This window comes from Nocardiopsis sp. iso_40 (assembly GCF_056173285.1).
Genome location: NZ_CM149666.1, coordinates 1,396,858 through 1,415,011, shown reverse-complemented (window position 1 = coordinate 1,415,011; position 18,154 = coordinate 1,396,858). Strand labels below are relative to the sequence as shown.

The 18,154-nt window shown below is 71.8% G+C and carries 19 protein-coding genes; 7 read left to right on the top strand and 12 right to left on the bottom strand.

What is annotated here, in order from left to right; genetic code table 11:
- Positions 1-58 precede the first annotated feature (58 nt).
- Entirely contained in the window at positions 59-841 is a 783-nt protein-coding gene (locus AC0VYD_RS06235) for a nucleotidyltransferase domain-containing protein (RefSeq protein ID WP_475478998.1), read from the bottom strand.
- 70 nt (positions 842-911) lie between these two features.
- Positions 912-2,588, bottom strand: a complete 1,677-nt coding sequence (locus AC0VYD_RS06230) for a BCCT family transporter (RefSeq protein ID WP_475478997.1) — start codon at positions 2,586-2,588, stop codon at positions 912-914.
- A gap of 324 nt (positions 2,589-2,912) precedes the next feature.
- Between AC0VYD_RS06230 and AC0VYD_RS06225 the strand changes: the two genes are divergently transcribed.
- Complete coding sequence (locus tag AC0VYD_RS06225) at positions 2,913-3,512, top strand: HAD family hydrolase (protein ID WP_475478996.1); 600 nt, start codon at positions 2,913-2,915, stop codon at positions 3,510-3,512.
- 153 nt (positions 3,513-3,665) lie between these two features.
- On the opposite strand, the gene AC0VYD_RS06220 is transcribed toward AC0VYD_RS06225, so the two are convergent.
- The 3 genes from AC0VYD_RS06220 to AC0VYD_RS06210 form a co-directional block, all read right to left on the bottom strand.
- Positions 3,666-4,553, bottom strand: a complete 888-nt coding sequence (locus AC0VYD_RS06220; RefSeq protein ID WP_473036239.1) for an alpha/beta fold hydrolase — start codon at positions 4,551-4,553, stop codon at positions 3,666-3,668.
- 378 nt (positions 4,554-4,931) lie between these two features.
- The gene (locus tag AC0VYD_RS06215; RefSeq protein WP_475478995.1) at positions 4,932-5,750 is read right to left on the bottom strand and encodes an aldo/keto reductase; all 819 of its coding nucleotides are present in this window, start codon (positions 5,748-5,750) and stop codon (positions 4,932-4,934) included.
- A 246-nt stretch (positions 5,751-5,996) separates the two neighbouring features.
- A complete protein-coding gene (locus tag AC0VYD_RS06210; protein WP_475478994.1) occupies positions 5,997-7,004 on the bottom strand; it encodes an NADP-dependent oxidoreductase in 1,008 nt (335 codons plus the stop codon).
- 171 nt (positions 7,005-7,175) lie between these two features.
- Here AC0VYD_RS06210 and AC0VYD_RS06205 point away from each other — a divergent pair, with 171 nt between their 5' ends.
- The 4 genes from AC0VYD_RS06205 (at position 7,176) to AC0VYD_RS06190 (ending at position 10,272) form a co-directional block, all read left to right on the top strand.
- The gene (locus AC0VYD_RS06205) at positions 7,176-8,078 is read left to right on the top strand and encodes a LysR family transcriptional regulator (protein WP_475480201.1); all 903 of its coding nucleotides are present in this window, start codon (positions 7,176-7,178) and stop codon (positions 8,076-8,078) included.
- A gap of 53 nt (positions 8,079-8,131) precedes the next feature.
- Positions 8,132-8,581 (top strand): N-acetyltransferase family protein, encoded by a 450-nt coding sequence (locus AC0VYD_RS06200; RefSeq protein ID WP_475478993.1) that lies wholly within the window; start codon positions 8,132-8,134, stop codon positions 8,579-8,581.
- A gap of 117 nt (positions 8,582-8,698) precedes the next feature.
- Complete coding sequence (locus AC0VYD_RS06195) at positions 8,699-9,307, top strand: isochorismatase family protein (protein ID WP_475478992.1); 609 nt, start codon at positions 8,699-8,701, stop codon at positions 9,305-9,307.
- 65 nt (positions 9,308-9,372) lie between these two features.
- Positions 9,373-10,272 carry a GlxA family transcriptional regulator gene (locus AC0VYD_RS06190; RefSeq protein WP_475478991.1) on the top strand — a complete coding sequence of 300 codons (900 nt, stop codon included), beginning with the start codon at positions 9,373-9,375 and terminating at the stop codon, positions 10,270-10,272.
- A gap of 52 nt (positions 10,273-10,324) precedes the next feature.
- Here the strand turns inward: AC0VYD_RS06190 and AC0VYD_RS06185 are convergent, their stop codons facing one another.
- The 5 genes from AC0VYD_RS06185 to AC0VYD_RS06165 form a co-directional block, all read right to left on the bottom strand.
- Positions 10,325-12,145 (bottom strand): alkyl/aryl-sulfatase, encoded by a 1,821-nt coding sequence (locus AC0VYD_RS06185; RefSeq protein ID WP_475478990.1) that lies wholly within the window; start codon positions 12,143-12,145, stop codon positions 10,325-10,327.
- Between the two features lie 199 nt (positions 12,146-12,344).
- On the bottom strand, positions 12,345-12,827 hold the full coding sequence (locus AC0VYD_RS06180) for a DUF1269 domain-containing protein (RefSeq protein WP_475478989.1): 483 nt from the start codon (positions 12,825-12,827) through the stop codon (positions 12,345-12,347).
- A 148-nt stretch (positions 12,828-12,975) separates the two neighbouring features.
- On the bottom strand, positions 12,976-13,134 hold the full coding sequence (locus AC0VYD_RS06175; RefSeq protein WP_452547145.1) for a hypothetical protein: 159 nt from the start codon (positions 13,132-13,134) through the stop codon (positions 12,976-12,978).
- 82 nt (positions 13,135-13,216) lie between these two features.
- Positions 13,217-14,017 carry a class I SAM-dependent methyltransferase gene (locus tag AC0VYD_RS06170; RefSeq protein WP_475478988.1) on the bottom strand — a complete coding sequence of 267 codons (801 nt, stop codon included), beginning with the start codon at positions 14,015-14,017 and terminating at the stop codon, positions 13,217-13,219.
- Between the two features lie 40 nt (positions 14,018-14,057).
- Entirely contained in the window at positions 14,058-15,089 is a 1,032-nt protein-coding gene (locus AC0VYD_RS06165; RefSeq protein WP_475478987.1) for a cupin domain-containing protein, read from the bottom strand.
- Positions 15,090-15,175: 86 nt separating this feature from the next.
- Between AC0VYD_RS06165 and AC0VYD_RS06160 the strand changes: the two genes are divergently transcribed.
- Together AC0VYD_RS06160 and AC0VYD_RS06155 are read left to right on the top strand one after the other, a co-directional pair.
- On the top strand, positions 15,176-16,030 hold the full coding sequence (locus AC0VYD_RS06160; protein WP_475478986.1) for a Rossmann-fold NAD(P)-binding domain-containing protein: 855 nt from the start codon (positions 15,176-15,178) through the stop codon (positions 16,028-16,030).
- Between the two features lie 172 nt (positions 16,031-16,202).
- The gene (locus AC0VYD_RS06155) at positions 16,203-17,075 is read left to right on the top strand and encodes an RpnC/YadD family protein (protein WP_475478985.1); all 873 of its coding nucleotides are present in this window, start codon (positions 16,203-16,205) and stop codon (positions 17,073-17,075) included.
- Between the two features lie 126 nt (positions 17,076-17,201).
- On the opposite strand, the gene AC0VYD_RS06150 is transcribed toward AC0VYD_RS06155, so the two are convergent.
- Positions 17,202-17,921 (bottom strand): hypothetical protein, encoded by a 720-nt coding sequence (locus AC0VYD_RS06150; RefSeq protein ID WP_475478984.1) that lies wholly within the window; start codon positions 17,919-17,921, stop codon positions 17,202-17,204.
- Positions 17,921-18,154, bottom strand: coding sequence for a hypothetical protein (locus tag AC0VYD_RS06145; protein ID WP_191268175.1), 234 nt, complete (start codon positions 18,152-18,154; stop codon positions 17,921-17,923). Before AC0VYD_RS06145 ends, AC0VYD_RS06150 begins: the two co-directional genes overlap by 1 nt.

Below are 18,154 nucleotides of genomic sequence, written 5' to 3'. Positions count from 1 at the left end.
CCCCCGCCCGCGGGTGGGCTCGGCAGTGCCGTCGGCTCCGTAGAGGCACCGTTCGGCGCTACCGGGCCCCGGCGATGATCCGCCCGGTCTCGGCGACCGCGGCGAGGAGGTCCTGGGGGTCGGCGGTCATCCCGGCGACCGCGAGGTCCACCTCCTCCAGACCGGCCCTGGCGAGCAGGGTCCTGTCGCTGGTCGCCCACTCGCCGCGGGCGGCCAGTACGGCGTGCGCGGTCTGCGAGGCTGCCTGGGCGAGCAGCCCCGCGCACTGGGCCACCCGTCCGTACGGCGCGTGGTCGTGTTCGGCGCAGGCGAGGTTGGCCGAGGCGAGCCCGCGCCAGAGGGGCGGGGCGCTCCGGCGGAGCGCGTCCGGGTAGCCGGGCCGGGGAAGGTCACCGGCCAGGACCCGGCCGACGGCGAGTTCGGCGACGACCAGGTAGGTGGGGACGCCCACCAGGTGGAACATGAGCGGTTCGATCCGGAACCGGCCCAGTTCGGCCTCGGCCAGTTCGTGTTCGACCGCGTCGAGGTCGCGGTAGTGGACGTCCACGGCCCGGCCGTCGATCCGCAGCCGGGCGCCGCCGTCGAACACGCCCTCGTTCCGGCCGCCGGTCTCCGGGACCCCGCCCTCCCGTCCGGTCTCCCGCAGCGCCCGGGGGTCGAACCCGCCCGCGGTGCCCCGGTGGTAGAGGACGAAATCCCAGTCGCTGTCCGGCCGGTGGGTGCCCTGGGCCCGCGAACCGCCGAGGGAGACCGCCTCGACCCCGGGGAGGGCTGCGAGCCGGTCGGCGGTGGCGGAGAGGAAGCGTTCGTCGGAGTCGGCACGGCCGTCGGTGTGGGTCATGCCTCCATGGTGCCCCCGCCCGGTTCCCCCTCCGCCCCGTGCCTCCTCAGTGCCGGTTCCAGGACCGCGGTCAGGCGGGACCTCCGCTCCCCCGGCTACCGCCCCCGTTGGTGCCGCCCTCGGCGCCGTTCGAACCGCCTCCGCTCTCGCGCTGCTGGTCGCGCCGCATCTTCCGGGACCGCGCAGCCAGGGGCGCCCTGCGCTGCCGTTGGACACCGGAACCCTCGGCGAACTCCGCCTGGAGGGACTTCACCAGCGCGGCCATCATGAAGAAGCCGATCACGAAGAACGGCAGTCCGAACACGATGATCGTCTGTTGCAGCGCGTCGAGGCCCCCCTCGCCGGACGCCGTGAGGACCGTGGCGGCGACCACCCCCTCGGTGATGCCCCAGAACACCCGCTGGCGGGTCGGGGAGTCCGCCGTGCCGGAGCAGAGCATGTCCACCACCAGGGACGCCGAGTCCGAGGAGGTGGTGAAGAAGACGACCACGATGACGATGGCTATCACCGAGAGCAGGGTCGTCAGCGGGTAGTGGGTCAGGAAGGCGAAGAGCGCTCCGGGGATGTCCCCCTGCTCCACGACCTCCTCGACCAGGCCGCCGCCCTGGTTCATCTCGATGTCGAAGGAGGAGAGCCCGAACACGCTGAACCAGACGATGCTGAACGCGGTCGGCAGCCCCAGCACCCCCACGACGAACTCCCGGATGGTGCGCCCCTTGGAGATGCGGGCGATGAAGATCCCCACGAACGGCGACCAGGTGATGGTCCACGCCCAGTAGAAGACCGTCCAGGTGCCCTGCCACCCCGTGTTCCCGAACGTGTCGTTCCAGAACGCGAGCGGGACCAGCCACTCCAGGTAGATACCGGTGGTCTCGATGACGCCGTTGAGCAGGAACAGGGAGGACCCGGCGAAGAACACGAAGAGGAGCAGTCCGACCGCCATCACGATGTTGATCGAGGAGAGCCACTTGATCCCGGTGTCCAGCCCGGTGACCACGGAGATCACCGCGATCAGGGTGATGACGGAGATGAGGATGATCTGGGTGAGGCGGCTCTCCTCGATCCCGAACAGCGTGTTGAGCCCGCTGTTGATCTGCATGGTGCCCAGTCCGATGGTCACCGCCACACCGAACAGGGTGCCCAGCACCGCGAAGATGTCGATGAGCCGGCCGAAGGGGCTGTTGATCCGCTCCCCGAGAAAGGGGAAGAAGATCGAGCTGACCCGGAAGGGCAGGCCCTTGCGGTAGACGAAGTAGGCGAAGGCCAGGGCCGGCAGGCAGAAGATCGTCCAGGTGTGCAGCCCGAAGTGGTAGAGCGTGAACCCCATGGCCTGTTCCGCGGCCTGGACCGACCCGGGTTCGACGTTGCCCTGCGGCGGTTCGGCGAAGTGGCTGATCGGTTCGGCCACGCCCCAGAACATGAGGATGCTGCCGATACCGGCCGCGAACAGCATGCAGAACCAGGTGAAGTTGCTGTACTCGGGTTTGCTGCCCGGTGGACCGAGGCGGACGTGCCCGAACCTGCTGAGCGAGATCCAGATCAGGAAGATGAGGAAGGTCGTCACGCCGAGGATGTAGAGCCAGCCCAGTCGGGACAGGATCCAGCCCGAGGTGGCGCCGAAGACCAGGTCCACCGTGCCGGTGAAGGCGATGGCGCACACGACGAAAAGGACGGTCAGTGCGGCCGATATGAAGAAGATCGCCGGATTGGTTTCCAATCCCAACTTGTGTGCCAGCTTTGCGAACATGCCGACTACTTTCTGGTTTACCGGTTTTGTCCGACAACGTGGGCCGACCCTTCCACCCCGCTGCCTGCCTCGGGCAAGGATACGCACCGGAAAGGGCTTTTCCCCCTCCCCCTTGCCGTTGCACGGACACCAGAACCATTTTCTCCGGACATTAGACAGAAAAATGAAAAAGCATCCCGAAACCACTCAAAGACCAAAGAGCATGATAAAAAGCACGCGCGTTCGGAGCGCCCCTCCGGGCACGGGGGTTCGTGACGGATGTGCGGGGAAGGAGCCCATTCGCACCCCGACCGAAGACCGCCGTTCGACCCCCGGGAGCCCTTCTTGGACGCTGTGCTGTTCGACATGTTCGGTGTGGTCGCCATGGACCAGTCACCGACGGTCCGCGAGGCGATGGTGGAGTACTCCGGACACGGCCGCGACGCCTTCTGGACCGCCTACTGGGCGCCGCGCCGGGACTACGACCGAGGCGACCTGGACGGGCCCGCCTACTGGAGGGCGGTGGGCGAACTGCTCGGCACCGCCTTGTCGCCGGAGCAGGTCGAGCGGCTCGTCTCCCTGGACCTGGAGAGCTGGTCACGGGTGAACGAGGACTCGGTGGAGCTGGTTTCGGAGCTCGCCGACGCGGAGGTCCCGCTCGGGCTGCTCTCGAACATCCCCCCGGAACTGGCCGCCCGCTTCGAGGAGCGCCACGCGCGGGTACTGGAGCTGTTTCCGGTGCTGGGGCTCTCCTGCCGGATCGGGCACGCCAAACCGGAGGCGGACGCCTACCGGTGGTGCCTGGAGCGCATGGGCGCCCCGGCCGGGGACGTGCTGTTCGTGGACGACAACCGGTCCAACGTCGAGGCCGCCCGGGCGCTCGGACTCCGGGGGCACGTGTTCACCTCGGTGCCGGAGCTGCGCCGGGCGCTGGGCCGCCCCTGAGGATCCGCTCCCGCGGGCACCGGGACCACGGGCGTCCGGTCCCCGGTCCCTCGGAACACGGAGGACCGGCCCCTGCCGAACGCGGTCCGGTGACGGCCGTTGGGCCGTCACCGGTGGCTGCTCGTCCGGCGGCCCGGGCGGGCCGGGCAGGACTCAGGCGTCGAGCTCGCGGAGGAGTTCGGCCACCTTCTCGGGCTGCTCGTACAGGGACAGGTGCCCGGCCCCTTCGATGGTGTGCACACCCGTGTCGAGGAACCGGCGGGCCGGGCCGTGCAGACGGGCGGGTGAGAAGAACGGGTCGTGTGAACCGGTGGCCACCCGGACCGGGGTTCCGGCCCAGGCCAGGAAGGACTCCGCCTGCAGCGGGGTCGGCGTCGAGTGGGTGCGGCAGTGGCGCGAGACCAGGGTCAGCCACTCCGCCTCGGACCGGTGCTCCGCGCAGCCGGTGTCCGTGGACGGTCCGCTGAGGAACTCTATGAGCCGGTTGCTGGTCTGCTCGTTGGGGTGGAGCATCCACGGCAGGGTGACGCGCATCGACTCCGAGCTGACTCCGGCCGCGGTCAACCCGGCGGGGTTGAGCAGCAGCATCCCGGCGACGAGCGGGTTCGGGGTCGAGGACAGCGCGATCGCCGCGCCCCGGGAGTGGCCCAGGACGATGACCGGCTCGTCGGTGATCCGGGGCAGCAGTTCGTCGAGCCACTCACCGTAGGCCCCGATCCGGGAACCGGAGGTCCGCTGGCTACAGCTCAGTCCCGGCTGCCCCGGAGGGTCGACCAGCAGCACCGGCCGCTCCGCGGCGAGCGCGCGGGCCGCGGGAACCGTGGTGGCGGCGTTGAAGTTGGTGCCCGACAGGACCAGGACCGGGGTGCCGGTCCCGCCCGAGGCGCGGAAGGCCTGTGTGGGGCCCAGCCGGGTCTGCACGGGAGGAAGGGGCCCGAGTTCGGGCCACTGGCTGAGGGCTCTGTGACACCAGGCGTGCACGGACCGCTCGGCTGTTTCGGAGCGGTAGACACGCGCGGCGCGGAGGGGGACGACGGTCATGGATCTGATTTCGCCTAGAGAGAGATGTGGTGTCCGCCGCGTGAACTTCCCCGGCGCACCAGAGAGGACTGTACGCCTCTGTCCGACCTCTCGCCACCCCGGGACCGGGGTCCCCGTCCTGGTGTCGCCGACCAGCCGCGTACGACGGGTTCCTACCCTCCGTCCGAGGCCCCCCTGTTGCGCGTGTTCTCCCCGGGGTGGGAGTTGATGATCCCGACCGGAAGCGGCCATTCGCCCCAGCGGGGTTTACCCCGACCGGATCCGGCCTCAGGCGTGTTCGCGCAGCCGAAGGGCCCGCCGAGCAGTGCTCGACGGGCCCGGAGACGAAGGACCGCCTGGCGGGCCGCCGCCGCGCCGCCCGGCCGCCCCGTGCGAGGACTAGTTGAGCGTGTCGGGGTCCGGGCCGATGCGGCCGCCGCGGTCCAGCGAGCCGATCCGCTCCATGTCCTCGGCGGTGAGCTCGAAGTCGAACACGTCGAAGTTCTCCCGGATCCGCGACGGGGTCACGGACTTGGGGATGACGACGTTGCCGAGCTGCAGGTGCCAGCGCAGCACGACCTGGGCGGCGGACTTGCCGTGCTTGGTGCCGAGTTCGGCCAGCACGGGGTCCTCCAGCAGGCCCTTGCCCTGGCCCAGCGGGCTCCAGGCCTCGGTCAGCACGCCCTCGGCGCTGTCGGCCGCGCGCATCCCGCTCTGCGCGAAGTAGGGGTGCAGCTCGATCTGGTTGATCGCGGGCACGACCTCGGTCTCGGCGACCAGGCGCTTCAGGGTGCCGGCGGTGAAGTTGGACACGCCGATGGCCCTGGCCCGGCCCTCCGCGTGGATGCGCTCCAGCGCCTTCCAGGTGTCGACGTAGGTGTCGCGCTCGGGGGTCGGCCAGTGGATCAGGTACAGGTCCACGTAGTCGGTGCCCAGGCGCTCCAGGCTGGCGTCGAAGGCCTTCAGGGCCCTGTCGTAGCCCTGGTCGTCGTTCCACAGCTTGGTGGTGAGGAAGATGTCCTCACGGGCCACGCCGGACTCGGCGATGGCACGGCCGGTGCCCTTCTCGTTGTCGTAGATCCGGGCGGTGTCGATGCTGCGGTAGCCGACCTCGAGGGCGGTCGTGACGGCGCTGTGGGCCTCGTCGTCGGGGACCTGCCAGACACCGAAACCGAGCTGCGGCATGGTGAGGCCGTTGTTCAGCGTGACGTGCTGCAAAAGGGGTGCCTTTCGAAGGTTGCGGGTGCGCCGCGGCCGTGGCTGTGGCCGTGCCTCGGCGGTGGCCGTGCCGCGGCGGGTGTGCCGGGGCCGTTCCGGACCCCATGATGACGACCTGGAGTGCACTCCAGGCAAACCGGGAGAACCGCGGAGGAGCCCGGGTCGGGTGCCGTGACGGGCTCCGGGCGCCCTGGCGGGCCGCGGGGGGCTCCGGGTGGTCACGGAGCCCCCCGCGGGACCGGGCCCTCAGGCGGGCAGGCGCACCAGCATCTTGCCGGTGTTGGCGCCGCGCATCATGCCGAGGAACGCGTCGACCGCGTTGTCGATCCCCTCGACCACGGTCTCCTCGGTGCGCAGGCTGCCCTCGGCCAGCCACCGGGCGGCGTTCTTCTGGTACTCGGGGGCCAGGTCGCCGTGGTCTCCCACGAGGAAGCCCTGGAGCTTGACGCGCTTGCCGACCAGCAGCCCGAGGTTGTCCGGGCCGGGCGCGGGCTCGGTGTCGTTGTAGGACGAGATGGCCCCGCACAGCGCGGCGCGGCCGTGGACGCGCATGCCCTGGATGGCGGCGCGCAGGTGGTCCCCGCCGACGTTGTCGAAGTAGACGTCGATGCCCTCGGGGGCGGCCTCGGCGAGCTGGCCCTCGAGGTCGCCCTCGCGGTAGTCGATGGCGGCGTCGTAGCCGAACTCCTCCACCAGGCGGCGCTTCTTCTCGGGGCCGCCGGCGGAGCCGACCACCTTCGAGGCGCCGAGCTGCTTGGCGATCTGGCCCGCGAGGCTGCCGACCGCGCCCGCGGCGCCGGAGACGAACACCACGTCGCCCTCCTTGAGCCCGGCGACGGCGGTCAGGCCCGCGTAGGCGGTGAGGCCGACCATGCCGAGCGCACCGAGGTAGGCCTGGGCGGGCGCGGCGTCGGTGTCGACGACCTTGGCCCGCTCCGCGTCCATGAGCGCGTACTGGCGCCAGCCCTGGAAGTGCAGGACGCTGGCGCCGACGGGGACCTCGGGGCTCTCGGAGGCGACGACGGTGCCGACCGCGCCGCCCTCCATGACCTCGCCGAGTTCGAAGGGCGGTACGTAGGACTTCACGTCGTTCATGCGGCCGCGCATGTAGGGGTCGACCGACATCCAGTCGTTGCGGACCAGGATCTGGCCCGGGCCGGGGTCGGCGACGGTGGTCTCTACCACGGAGAAGTCCTCGGGCCTGGGCTCTCCGACGGGCCGGGCGACGAGGTGGACTTCCTTGGAAACGGGCATGGTTGGAGCACTCCCCCTGAAAGCGATTTCGTGGGACCGGGTCCGGTACGACCACGCGTTCACGACACTAGACCCGGATGACATACGACGACCAATAGAATCGGCGAGGTGACCTATAAGATTTCCAATAGTTCGGTCTCCTCCGAGGCGGCGCCCGCGGCGGACGGTCCCCTGGACCTCCAGCTGCTCCGCACCTTCCTGGCCGTGCACCGTTCCGGTTCCTTCACGGCCGCGGCCCAGTTGTTGCGCCTCTCACAGCCCACTGTGACCACCCAGATCCGTGCGCTGGAGCGCCGTCTGGGGCACGAGCTCTTCGAGCGCCTCCCCCGCGGTGTGGCGCCGACCGCCGACGCGAACGACCTCGCCGCCCGGGTTTCGGGGCCACTCGACGACCTGGAGCGGGTGGCGATCCACAACGCCCCCGGCTCCTCCGCCCTGCCGCCCGCACCGCTGCGGTTGGCGGGCCCGGCCGAACTGCTCGGCGAGCGTGTCCTGCCCGCCCTGTCCCCGATGGTCGCCGACCAGGACCTGCGGCTGCGCGTACACACGGGGCTGGCCGACGAACTGTTGGAGGGGCTGCGGGCGGGGCGGCACGACCTGGTGCTGTCCACGGTCCGCCCCCGGGGCCGGACGGTGCTCGCCGAACCGCTGATGGACGAGGAGTTCGTCCTGGTCACGGGGCCCTCCTGGGCGGAGCGGGTCGGGCTCGACCGGGTCCGGCGCCAGGGCTGCGCCGCCCTGTGCGGGGTCCCCCTGGTGGCCTACGCCGACGACCTGCCCATCGCCCGCCGTTACTGGCGGCACGTGTTCGGGGTGCGGCTGACCGTCGCCCCGGCGCTCACCGTTCCCGACCTGCGCTCGGTGATGGCCGCCGTGGCGGGTGGGGCGGGTGCGACCGTGCTGCCGCGCTACCTGTGCCAGGAGGCCCTGCTCGACGGGAGCCTGGTCGCCCTGCTGGAACCGGAGGACCCGCCGTTCAACACGGTGTACCTGGCCCGGCGCCCCGGGGTGGACGAGAACCCGCACCTGGAGCAGGTCCGTTCCTTGCTGACCCGGGCCGCCCGCCACTGGTGACCCGGAGGCCGAACCGGGCCGCGCCCGGGCGTCCGTCTCGCTAGGTTGAACGCATGCTCATCATCGAACGCGCGCTGAGGACGGACGTGGCGGCGATCGTCGCCCTGCTGGCCGACGACCCCCTCGGCGCCCAGCGGGAGACCCCCGACGACCTGTCCCGTTACCTGGAGGCCTTCGAGGCCATCGACGCCGACCCCCACCAGTACCTGGCCGTGGCCCGCCGCGACGGCAGGGTGGTCGGCACCCTCCAGCTCACCCTCGTCCCGGGCCTGTCCCGCCGGGGCGCCGCCCGCGCACAGGTGGAGGGGGTCCGGGTGCACGCCGACGAGCGCGGAGGCGGGCTGGGCAGCGAACTGTTGGAGTGGGCCGAACGCGAGGCCGGGAAACGCGGCTGCGTGATGATCCAGCTGACCTCGGACGCCAAGCGCAAGGACGCGCACCGCTTCTACGAACGGCTGGGCTACGAGGCCAGCCACGTCGGCTTCAAGAAGAGGCTGGGCTGAGCGGCCGCGGGCGCCGGTCCCGGGGTCGGCGCCCGCCCGGCACCGTGACCGGATCCGTCCGGTCGGGGCCGGGATCGTGCCTGGTACGGGGCGCGGCCCGCTGGGAGGGTTCGGAGTATGAGAACTGATTCCGGCACCGGCAGGGCACTCCTGGTCGTCGACGCACAACGGTCCTTCCTCCAGCGCGAGAGCTGGCGGGCCGCCTCCGACCCCGGGGTCGCCGGGCCGATCGGCCGCCTGGTCGACCACTTCCGCGACCGGGGCGACCGCCTCGTGTGGGTGCTGCACACCGAGCCCGGCAGCGGCACGGTGTTCGACCCCGAGCGCGGGTTCGTGGAGCCGATGCCCGGGCTGTCCCCCGTGGACGGCGAGCCGGTGCTGACCAAGACAGCGCACAGCGCCTTCACCGGCACCGACCTGCAGCGCCTGCTCACGGGGTGGGGGATCGGGGAGGTCACCGTCTGCGGGGTACGCACCGAACAGTGCTGCGAGACCACCACCCGTATGGGGTCGGAGCTGGGGTTCGCCATGGTGTTCGCGGTGGACGCGACCGCCACCGAACCCCTTGAGGCGCCGGGGTCGCCGCCCGGCCGACCGCTCCAGGAGGTCCTCGACGACCCCGGCACCCTCCTGCCCCGGGACGTCGTCACCCGCACCGTCTACGCCCTGTCCGGCCGCTTCGCGACCGTGCGCACGGTGGACGCGATCGTCGCGGGGACCACTTGAGCGGGGCGGGCCGACCGGCGCGCTCCCCCGACCGGCCCGGACGTCCGGGCTAGACTGACCGGATCGTGCGCAAGATCGTCTTTCTGCTGTTGCCCGGGCTGCACCTGCTGGACCTGGCCGGTCCGGCGCAGGTGTTCTCCACCCTGTCCGGTCTGGGCCGTCCGGTGGAGCTCCACCACGTCGCGGACCTGCCCGAGGTTCCCACCGCCCAGGGGATCAGCCTGCGGGCCGCCGCGGAGTGGCCCCGGCTGGGCCCGGACGACCTGGTCCTGGTCCCCGGGTGGCGGACCGACGGCCCCGCCCCGCCCGTCAGCCCGGGACAGGCCGGGGCGCTGGCCGCCCACCACGCGGCCGGGGGCACGGTGGCGAGCGTGTGCTCGGGGGCCTTCGCCCTGGCGCTGGCCGGGCTGTTGGACGGGCGCCGGTGCACCACCCACCACTCCCTCCAGGACGAGCTGGCCCGCCGGTACCCGCGGGCCCGGGTCGTGCCGGACGTGCTGCACGTGTCCGACGACCGGGTGGTGACCTCCGCGGGTATCGCCAGCGGTATCGACCTGGCCCTGCACCTGGTCACCCGGTGGCACGGCCCGTCCGTGGCGGCGTCGGCGGCCCGGGAGATGGTGGTCTACGCCCGCCGCAACGGCGACGAGCCCCAGGCCAGCGCCATGCTGCGGTACCGGAGCCATCCCGTGGACGTGGTGCACCGGGTGCAGGACACCATCGACGCCCGGTTCGCCGAACCGCTGCGCCTGTCCGAACTCGCCGCCTCGGCGGGGGTCAGCGAGCGCACCCTCACCCGGGCGTTCACCTCGGCCACCGGGCTGACCCCGCTGCGGTACCAGCAGCGGTTGCGGGTGGAGCGCGCCGAACAGCTGATCGGTGCGGGGTGGACGGTGGAGTCCGCGGCCCGGGCCGCGGGTTTCCAGGACGCCCGTATGCTCCGCCGCCTGCGCACCCGGAGCTGACGCCCGCGCACCGGCCCCGGCCCGGAGCCCGCCACGTCCCGCGGGGCGGCGGTCAGGGGGTCACGACGTCGAAGGTCGGGTCGGGCCGGTCCACCAGGTCGAGCAGCCGGTCCAGCAGCGCCCGGTCGCCCGCGAACCCCATCCCCTCGGTGCCCTTGCCCGCCAGCAGCCGCAGCAGCCGGAACTTGTTCAGGGTGATGGTCAACTGGGGTTCGCCCCGGCGCGGCTTCTCCCTGGTGGTGAGCGCCCCGTTGGACAGCGTCGTCCGGTAGGTGGTGTCCAGGTCGGCGAACACCCAGTCGATGACGAAGCACTCCTCCCACGCCTTGGGGCCGTTGATCCGGATCGCCACGGACTCGAAGAGCTGCCCCACCGACAGCGCCGCCGCCACCCCCGAGCCCAGGTCGGACGGCAGGTCCGGTTTGCCGCGCCGCAACTCCGCGGCGCCCTGGAGGTAGGAGTTGCGCCAGGTGCCGTTCTCCGCGCCGAACCCCAACCGCTCGTACACCCCGGCCAGGGCCGCCCTGGCCCGGCCGTGCTCCGGCTCCGCGAACACCGCGTGGTTGAGCAGCGTGGCCGCGAACCGCAGGTCACCGTGGCCGCGGTACTCGTCCGCCCTGCGCACCACCTCGTCGACGCCGCCCATGCAGTCGACGTACCTGCGGGCCGCCTCCTGCGGGGGGTGTTCCCACAGATGGGCCGGGTTGCCGTCGAACCAGCCCATGTAACGCTGGTAGATCGCCTTGACGTTGTGGCTGACCGAACCGTGGTAGCCGTGGGTGTGCCACTCCCCCGCCAGCCCGGGCGGTATCTGGAGGTGTTCGGCGATCTCCGCCGCCACCAGCCCCTGGTTGATCAGGCGCAGGGTCTGGTCGTGCAGGTAGGCGTAGAGGTCCCGCTGCTGGCGCAGGTAGGCGACGAGGTTCTGGGTCCCCCAGGTCGGCCAGTGGTGGGAGGCGAACAGCACGTCGGACTCGTGCGCGAAGAGCTCCACGGCCTCGTCGAGGTAGCGCGACCACATCCGGGCGTCCCGGACCGGGGCCCCGCGCAGGGTGAGCAGGTTGTGCAGGTTGTGGGTGGCGTTCTCCGCCATGCACAGGGCGCGGTGCTCGGGGAAGTAGAAGTTCGTCTCGGTGGGCGCCTCGGTCCCCGGGGTCATCTGGAAGACGATCCGCACCCCGTCCACCACCTCCTCCTGGCCGGTGCGGGTGATGTCGCGGTTGGGGGCGATCAGGGTGACCGTCCCGGTGGAGCTGGTCTGGCCCAGCCCCACACCGATCTGCCCCCGCGGCCCGGGCTCCAGGTGGGAACCGGTGTGGAACAGGCTGCGGCGGGCCATCGCGGGACCGGCGTGCACGTTCTCCGCGACCGCGTGCTCCATGAACCCGGCCGGGGCGAGGATCGGCACCATGCCGTCGGTGACACCGCCGACCCCGCCGAAGTGGTCGACGTGCGAGTGCGAGTAGACCACCCCGGTGACCGGGCGGTCGCCCCGGTGCTCCCGGTACAGCTCCAGCCCCGCGCGCGCGGGTTCGGCCGAGACCAGCGGGTCGATGACCAGGACCCCCTGGTCACCCTCCACCAGGGTCATGTTCGACAGGTCCAGGCCCCTGATCTGGTAGATCCCCTCGGTGACCTCGAACAGCCCCTGCCTGGCGCACAGCCGGGACTGCCGCCACAGGCTCGGGTTGGCGGTGTCGGGGCACTCTTGGTCGAGGAATCCGTAGGCGTCCGCGTCCCACACCACCCGGCCGTTCTCGTCCCTGATCTGGCCGGGTTCGAGTCGGGCGATCAGACCGCGGTCCGCGTTGGCGAAGTCGGTGCTGTCGGTGCTTTCGGAGCTGCCGGAGTGTTCTGCTCCGTTACCGGTCATCACTTCTCCTCGTCGAGTCGACGCTGGCCGGCGGGCCGGGTCCGAGCGCACGTCCCATGATCACGGCGGAGGGTTCAGCGGGGTGCAACGCCCGGACCAGTTGTTCGCCAAGGCGGACGGCGCCACCCGCCCCGGGAAACGCGGAGCCGCCGGTGCGGGTGGCCGCACCGGCGGCGTGTGAGGGCTCGGAACCCGGGTCTCAGGCCCGCAGGGCCTCGACGAGTTCCCGCTCGTTGTCCTTGGAGAGGTTGGTCTGGATGACCGTGGGCTCCAGCGGCCTGAAGGCGTCGACGACACGGTCGATGGTGGCGTCGTCCGCGAGCAGGAAGACCGCGGCCCGGTCCTGCTGGAGTTCGGCGCCGATCTTCCTGATCATGTCGTCGTCGATACCGACGTCGCTGAGCCTGCCCGCGATCGCGCCCGCACCCGCGCCGACGGCCAGGCCCAGGAGCGGGTTCAGGAACAGCAGACCGATGAGCGTGCCCCACAGGGCGCCGCCCGCGGCGCCGTAACCGGCGAGGTTGACGGTCTGGTGGATGCGGGGACGCCCCTTGTCGTCCTTGTAGGCGTAGGCGGCGTCCTCCAGCTGGAGGAGCTCCTGTTTGCTCAGGTCTGCGGCGATGTCGAGAGCCTTCTCGGCGGTGTCGCGGTCGGCCACCCCGAGTACGATCAGCTGCGCCATGGGTGTGTGTTCCCCCGTCGTCGTTTCCTGCCCGGCCCGCCGAGCGCGGGGCCGCTCCGCGGAAGCCTTCCCGGGAGCGGTTACGGCGAAGGCCACTGCGGGGCACTGATCACGCAAAATCCCCGGGCGCGGTCTCAGCGGGGCCGCCTTACCAGTCGCGGAGCGGACCGCCGGGCCTCGGGTCGGAGTCGGGCCCGTCGGGGTCCTGTTCGCGGCGCCTCTGGCGGCGGACCAGCCGGTACAGGACGTACCCCCAGGCCAGGACGGCAGACGCGACCACCAGGTGGGCGAGCGGTCCGAGTTCCACGCGGGCCTCCCGGGTTCGCGGATCACGGGTGCACGAGTGCACGGGTCTCGGCTTCCCTCCGGTTCCTACCCGGGGGTGTGCCTCACACGCGCCGGGCCAGCACCAGCTGGGTGGTGTAGGGGATCTCGACCCGCCCGTCGGGGAAGTGGCGGTCGGCGATGGCCCGGAGTTCCGCGCGGGTGCGGTCCTGCCCGATCTCCCGGGCGGCGGCCGCCGTCCTGCTGGAGGACATCGCCATGCCCAGGTACTCGTCGGTGGTGAGCGCCCGGACCCAGGGCAGGGAGTGCTCCTCGGCACCGGTCAGGCCCCGGACGGCGGACAGCTCACCGACCAGGTCGTAGGTGCGGTAGTAGCGGTCGTAACCGGGGCTGTACCGCTCCAGGAAGCTCTCGTGCTCGTCGATGAACGCGCTCCCGGCGAGGTCGCGGTTGTTGTTGAGCACGGCGAGTGTGCCGCCCGGGGCCAGGAGGCGGACGGACTCGGCGTAGAAGGCGGGCCGGTCGAACCAGTGGACGGCCTGGGCGGTGAGGACGAGGGCCGCGCCGGCGTCCGGGAAGGGGACGCCCTCGGCCCGGGCGTCCACGTACTCGACCCCGTCGGCGCCGTCCGCACCGGTCTCGTCGGTGTCGGCGGTGTCGCGCATGTCGTGCCCGGGTTCGACGCCGACCACACGGGGGCCGGGGCCGAAGGCCGCGCGCAGGGCACGGGTGGAGATGCCGGTTCCGGCGCCGACGTCGAGCAGGAGCCAGGGCTCGGGCCAGGCATCGGTGGCGCCGTCCCGGACGTGGCCGCGCAGGGTCTCCAGGATCTGCTCGGGGTATCCGGGGCGGAAGGCACGGTAGTTGTCGGTGAGGCCGGTGAAGGCCTGGGTGCGGTCGCTCAACGGGGTCCTCTCCGCGGTGGGGTGGACAGGATACGCACCCTCAACCCCGGGCCGCGGGCACGGGGGGCGGGGGCGCCGGGACCGGCGGCGAGGGGGCCCGGGTCGCGGGGACCGGCGGACCGAGGCCCGGGCCGCCCCCTCCCCTGGTCCTGCGGTACTCGGAGGGGCTCGTGCCCGCGTGTTTCTTGAAGGCGGTGCTGAACGCGAACGCGCTCCCGTACCCCACCCGCGCGGCCAGCCGTTCCAGGCCCAGGGACGGTTCGTCGACGAGCAGGTCGCAGGCGAGCGTCAGCCGCCAGGTGCGCAGGTAGGTCATGGGCGGGCTGCCCACCGCCGGTTGGAAGCGGGCGGCCAGGGTGGCCCGGGAGACCGCGCACTCCCGGGCCAGGGACTCCAGGGTCCAGGGGCGGTCGGGGTGTTCGTGCACCAGGTCCAGGGCGCGTGCGACGACCGGGTCGTTGCGCGCGCTCAGCCAGTTCGGTGCGGTGTCGGGGTGCGACTCCAGCCAGGCGCGGACCGCCATGACCAGGAGGCAGTCGAGGAGGCGGTCGTTGAGGGAGCTCTGCGCCACCCGTTCGCTGGTCACCTCCCTGGTCAGCAGGGAGACGAGTGCCGGGTCGACGGCTCCGGCGCGCAGCACCGCCAGCGGGGGCAGCGCGGCCAGGGCCAGACGGCCGACCTCACCGGTGTCCCCGTAGGAGCCGATGATGGCGCTGTCGGTGCCGTCGGGGTCGTTTCCCCAGGTCCCGACCCCGTGGCACATGCTGACGTGGAGTTCTTGGCCGTCCTCGGACACGCAGCGCTGCCCGGGTTCGATGGTGATGGCGGGGGTCCTGCCGGGACGGTCGGAGAGCACGTAGGGTTCCGGGCCGCGGACCAGGACCACGTCGCCGGGCCCGGCCTCGACCGTCTCGGCCCCGGTGGTCAGCCACAGGGAACCGGAGGCCGCCACCAGCATGTCCAGGGCCGCCCCCTCGCGGACGTCGATCGACCAGGGCGGACTCATCACCGTGCGCAGGGTGAAGGCGCCCCGGGCCCGGGGGCCGTCGAGGAGGCGAACCAGAGGATCCATGTCCCCAGCCTACTTTCAGACGTTCTCTTATGGAATCCAGCAGATGAACCATGTCCCGTCCAGCCGTTCCCCGCTGTACTTGAGGCATGGATACGAACAGCAGCACACAACGAGTCCTCGTCACCGGCGGCACCGGCCTGACCGGCGGCCGCGTCACCCGACTGCTGGCGGAGCGGGGGGTCGACCACCGGGTCGGCTCCCGGTCGGGCCACTTGGAGACGGGCACCCCGCGCTTCGACTGGCACTCGCCCGACACCTGGGACGGCGTCCTGGCGGGGGCCGACTCCGTCTACCTCTGCTACCACCCCGACCTGGCCTTCCCCGGGGCCGCGGACACCGTCGCGGCGTTCGCGGCACGGGCCGCCGCGAACGGGGTGCGCCGGATGGCGCTGCTGTCCGGGCGCGGGGAGCCGGAGGCCCAGCGCGCGGAGGCTCAGGTCCGGTCGGTCTTCCCGGACCTGACCGTGCTGCGCTGCTCCTTCTTCGCGCAGAACTACTCCGAGGGCTTCTTCCTGGGCGCGGTCCGCGCGGGCGCCCTGGCCCTGCCCGTGGAGGACGTGCCCGAGCCGTTCGTGGACCTGGACGACGTGGCCGAGATCGCCGTCCGGGTGCTCACCGAGGAGGGGCACGCCGGTGAGCTGTACGAGCTGACCGGGCCGCGGGCGCTGACCTTCACCGAGGCCGGGAGGGTGCTGGGCGAGGCGGCCGGCCGCACCGTGGGGTTCGTGCGGGTGGCGCCGGAGGAGTTCGTCGCCGGGGCCGTGGCCGAGGGCGCACCCGAGGAGCTGGCCCGGGGGCTGGTGGCGCTGTGCGAGGAGATCCTCGACGGGCGCAACGTCAAGCCCGCCGACGGGGTCCCGCGGGCCCTGGGCCGCCCGGCGACCGCGTTCGAGGAGTACGCGGCACGGGCCGCCGGGACGGGGGTGTGGGCGCACGGTTGACCGACACCCCGTGCGGGTGCCCCGGTCCGGCCGGGCCGGGACGCCTGCGGATCTCCGGAAAACCCCCACATGGCGGTGGAGGACACGACATGATCCCCCTGTGCCCCTCCCCCGCGTGACCTGGACGAACCGGGTCGCCGCCGGGAACCGAACACATCACGAGGAAACCCCTGTGCCCGGTCGAGAACACGAGATCCCGCTCAGGCTGGTGCAGAACCAGCCCGCCGTGGCCCCCGCCCTGTTGGAATCCCTGGGTTTCGACGTCCCGCACCACACCGAGGCGGTCAACACCAGCTCGGTGCTGACCAACTGTGATCCCAGGGAGCTCAACAGCGACGGCGCCGTCCTGCTTCGCGACGGCCCCCAGCAGGTTCTGGCGATCGTGGTCGAGCGCCAAAACGGATACGACCAGGAAAAGCGGCTGACCTGGCCCGCCTACCTGTCCATCCTGCGTCTCAGGCTGGAATGCCCCACCGTATTGGTGGTGCTGTGTCCGTCCGAGGCACTCGCACGCTGGTGCGCCACACCGATCCGGACCGGACACCCGGGGTTCGATCTGGCTCCGCTGACCATCGGACCCGCCAAGATGCCACTGATCGTGGACCACGGACAGGCGCGGGCACTCCCCGAGCTGGCGGTGCTGTCAGCACGCGCGCACGGCGACGCCGACACTCGCACCCTGGAAGCCGTGTTGGAAGCCCTGGATGCCACGGCGAGCAAGAACAGGGCGTTCTATTATGACTACGTACTGGCCGGTCTCAACGAGGCCGCCCGGAAGGAGCTGGAGGGCATGATGGCCGTGGAAACCTACCAGTGGCAGAGCGACTTCGCCCGCGAGTACGTCGGTATCGGTGAGGAGAAGGGCCGCGAAGAAGGCCGGATCACCGAAGCCACCCGGAACGTGGTCTCGATCCTCCAGGCGCGCGGATTCTCCCTCTCTGAGGCGACCCGTGAGCGCATCGAGTCCTGCACAGACCTGGAAACGCTGGAGAAGTGGATCCCGATGGCCGTCACGGCCGACCGTCCGGAAGACCTCTTCGACTGACGCCCGGATACCGGTGCGGCGCCGCGCAGAAGCTCCGCACCCGCTGACCGGGGGCCGGGACGGCCTTCGGCAAAGCATGTCCGGCAGACGGCCCCGCTCCTGACGTTGACAGGAGCGGGGCCGGTTTCAGTCGGAGACCGGTCGTCGGCTCTGGTGGGCCCGGGCGGCCAGGGCGTCGATCAGGGCTTCCCGGGTGGGGGCGCGGAGGCGTTCGTGCGGGTTGCCCTCACCCACCCAGCCGACCGGGCGGTAGGCCACGTACTCCTGTGCGGCGGGTTCGCCCTCGATGCTGAGGATCCAGCGGCCGGCCACGAGCTCGTCGAGGACGCGGTCGGCCGTGGCCCAGGGGTCTTCTGGAGCTCGTTCCAGCGGGGAGCGCCAACCGGGGGTCCTGCCCGGGGGTTCTGTGGCCGGACCACGGGCGACGCGGGTGGTCGGGCCCCGGGTGGCGCCGTAGACCTTCCGGCCGTGGACGTCCCTGCCCAGGAGGCGGACCGGGGTCCCGTGGGCGTCGGCCCAGCCGCGGAGCGCTTCGGGGGTGGGGAGCTCCCTGATGTCGCAGAAGCGGGTCATCCGGGGCTCGGGGCGGCTCCTCACCGGTCGCCCCTCGCTGAGTCGTTCCAGGGAGCTGACCGCGCCGTCCATGTCCAGGTCGCCTGCGCGGAGTCGCCGGATCACCTCCCTGACCCCGGCGGTGCGCAGTTCGATGAGCTTCATGAGCTCCGAACGCCGGTCCGGATCGGTGGAGTCGGCAGGGGCGGTGGGGCCTGCGGAATCGGGAGGGGCGGGGAAGGCGAGGGCGTCATCGAGGGTGTCGAGGAAGTCCTCGGTCCGGATGTCGATCATCAGAACGCCTCCAGCCGGTAGAGGCCTTCGAGGACCCGCCCCAGGACAGCCATGGTGCTGGGGGCCACCCGGGGGTGGTGGTCCAGGGGCCGCCGGGGGCGGGGGATCGGGGGGATCAAGACGGGTGCGTAGGAGCGGACCCGCCGCGCGCGACGAGGGCGCCGGAAGCGCACCGCCTCGGCGGCGAGGTGGTGGACGGCCACCAGAGCGGACGGGTGCAGGTATCGCGCCAT

Excerpts from the sequence above, each read along its gene's own strand:
- AC0VYD_RS06235 (WP_475478998.1), bottom strand. The coding sequence starts at position 841 with ATGACCCACACCGACGGCCGTGCCGACTCCGACGAACGCTTCCTCTCC.
- AC0VYD_RS06230 (WP_475478997.1), bottom strand. The coding sequence starts at position 2,588 with ATGTTCGCAAAGCTGGCACACAAGTTGGGATTGGAAACCAATCCGGCG.
- AC0VYD_RS06220 (WP_473036239.1), bottom strand. The coding sequence starts at position 4,553 with ATGACCGTCGTCCCCCTCCGCGCCGCGCGTGTCTACCGCTCCGAAACA.
- AC0VYD_RS06210 (WP_475478994.1), bottom strand. The coding sequence starts at position 7,004 with ATGCCCGTTTCCAAGGAAGTCCACCTCGTCGCCCGGCCCGTCGGAGAG.
- AC0VYD_RS06200 (WP_475478993.1), top strand. The coding sequence starts at position 8,132 with ATGCTCATCATCGAACGCGCGCTGAGGACGGACGTGGCGGCGATCGTC.
- AC0VYD_RS06195 (WP_475478992.1), top strand. The coding sequence starts at position 8,699 with ATGAGAACTGATTCCGGCACCGGCAGGGCACTCCTGGTCGTCGACGCA.
- AC0VYD_RS06185 (WP_475478990.1), bottom strand. The coding sequence starts at position 12,145 with ATGACCGGTAACGGAGCAGAACACTCCGGCAGCTCCGAAAGCACCGAC.
- AC0VYD_RS06180 (WP_475478989.1), bottom strand. The coding sequence starts at position 12,827 with ATGGCGCAGCTGATCGTACTCGGGGTGGCCGACCGCGACACCGCCGAG.
- AC0VYD_RS06165 (WP_475478987.1), bottom strand. The coding sequence starts at position 15,089 with ATGGATCCTCTGGTTCGCCTCCTCGACGGCCCCCGGGCCCGGGGCGCC.
- AC0VYD_RS06160 (WP_475478986.1), top strand. The coding sequence starts at position 15,176 with ATGGATACGAACAGCAGCACACAACGAGTCCTCGTCACCGGCGGCACC.
- AC0VYD_RS06150 (WP_475478984.1), bottom strand. The coding sequence starts at position 17,921 with ATGATCGACATCCGGACCGAGGACTTCCTCGACACCCTCGATGACGCC.
- AC0VYD_RS06145 (WP_191268175.1), bottom strand. The coding sequence starts at position 18,154 with ATGGCGCGATACCTGCACCCGTCCGCTCTGGTGGCCGTCCACCACCTC.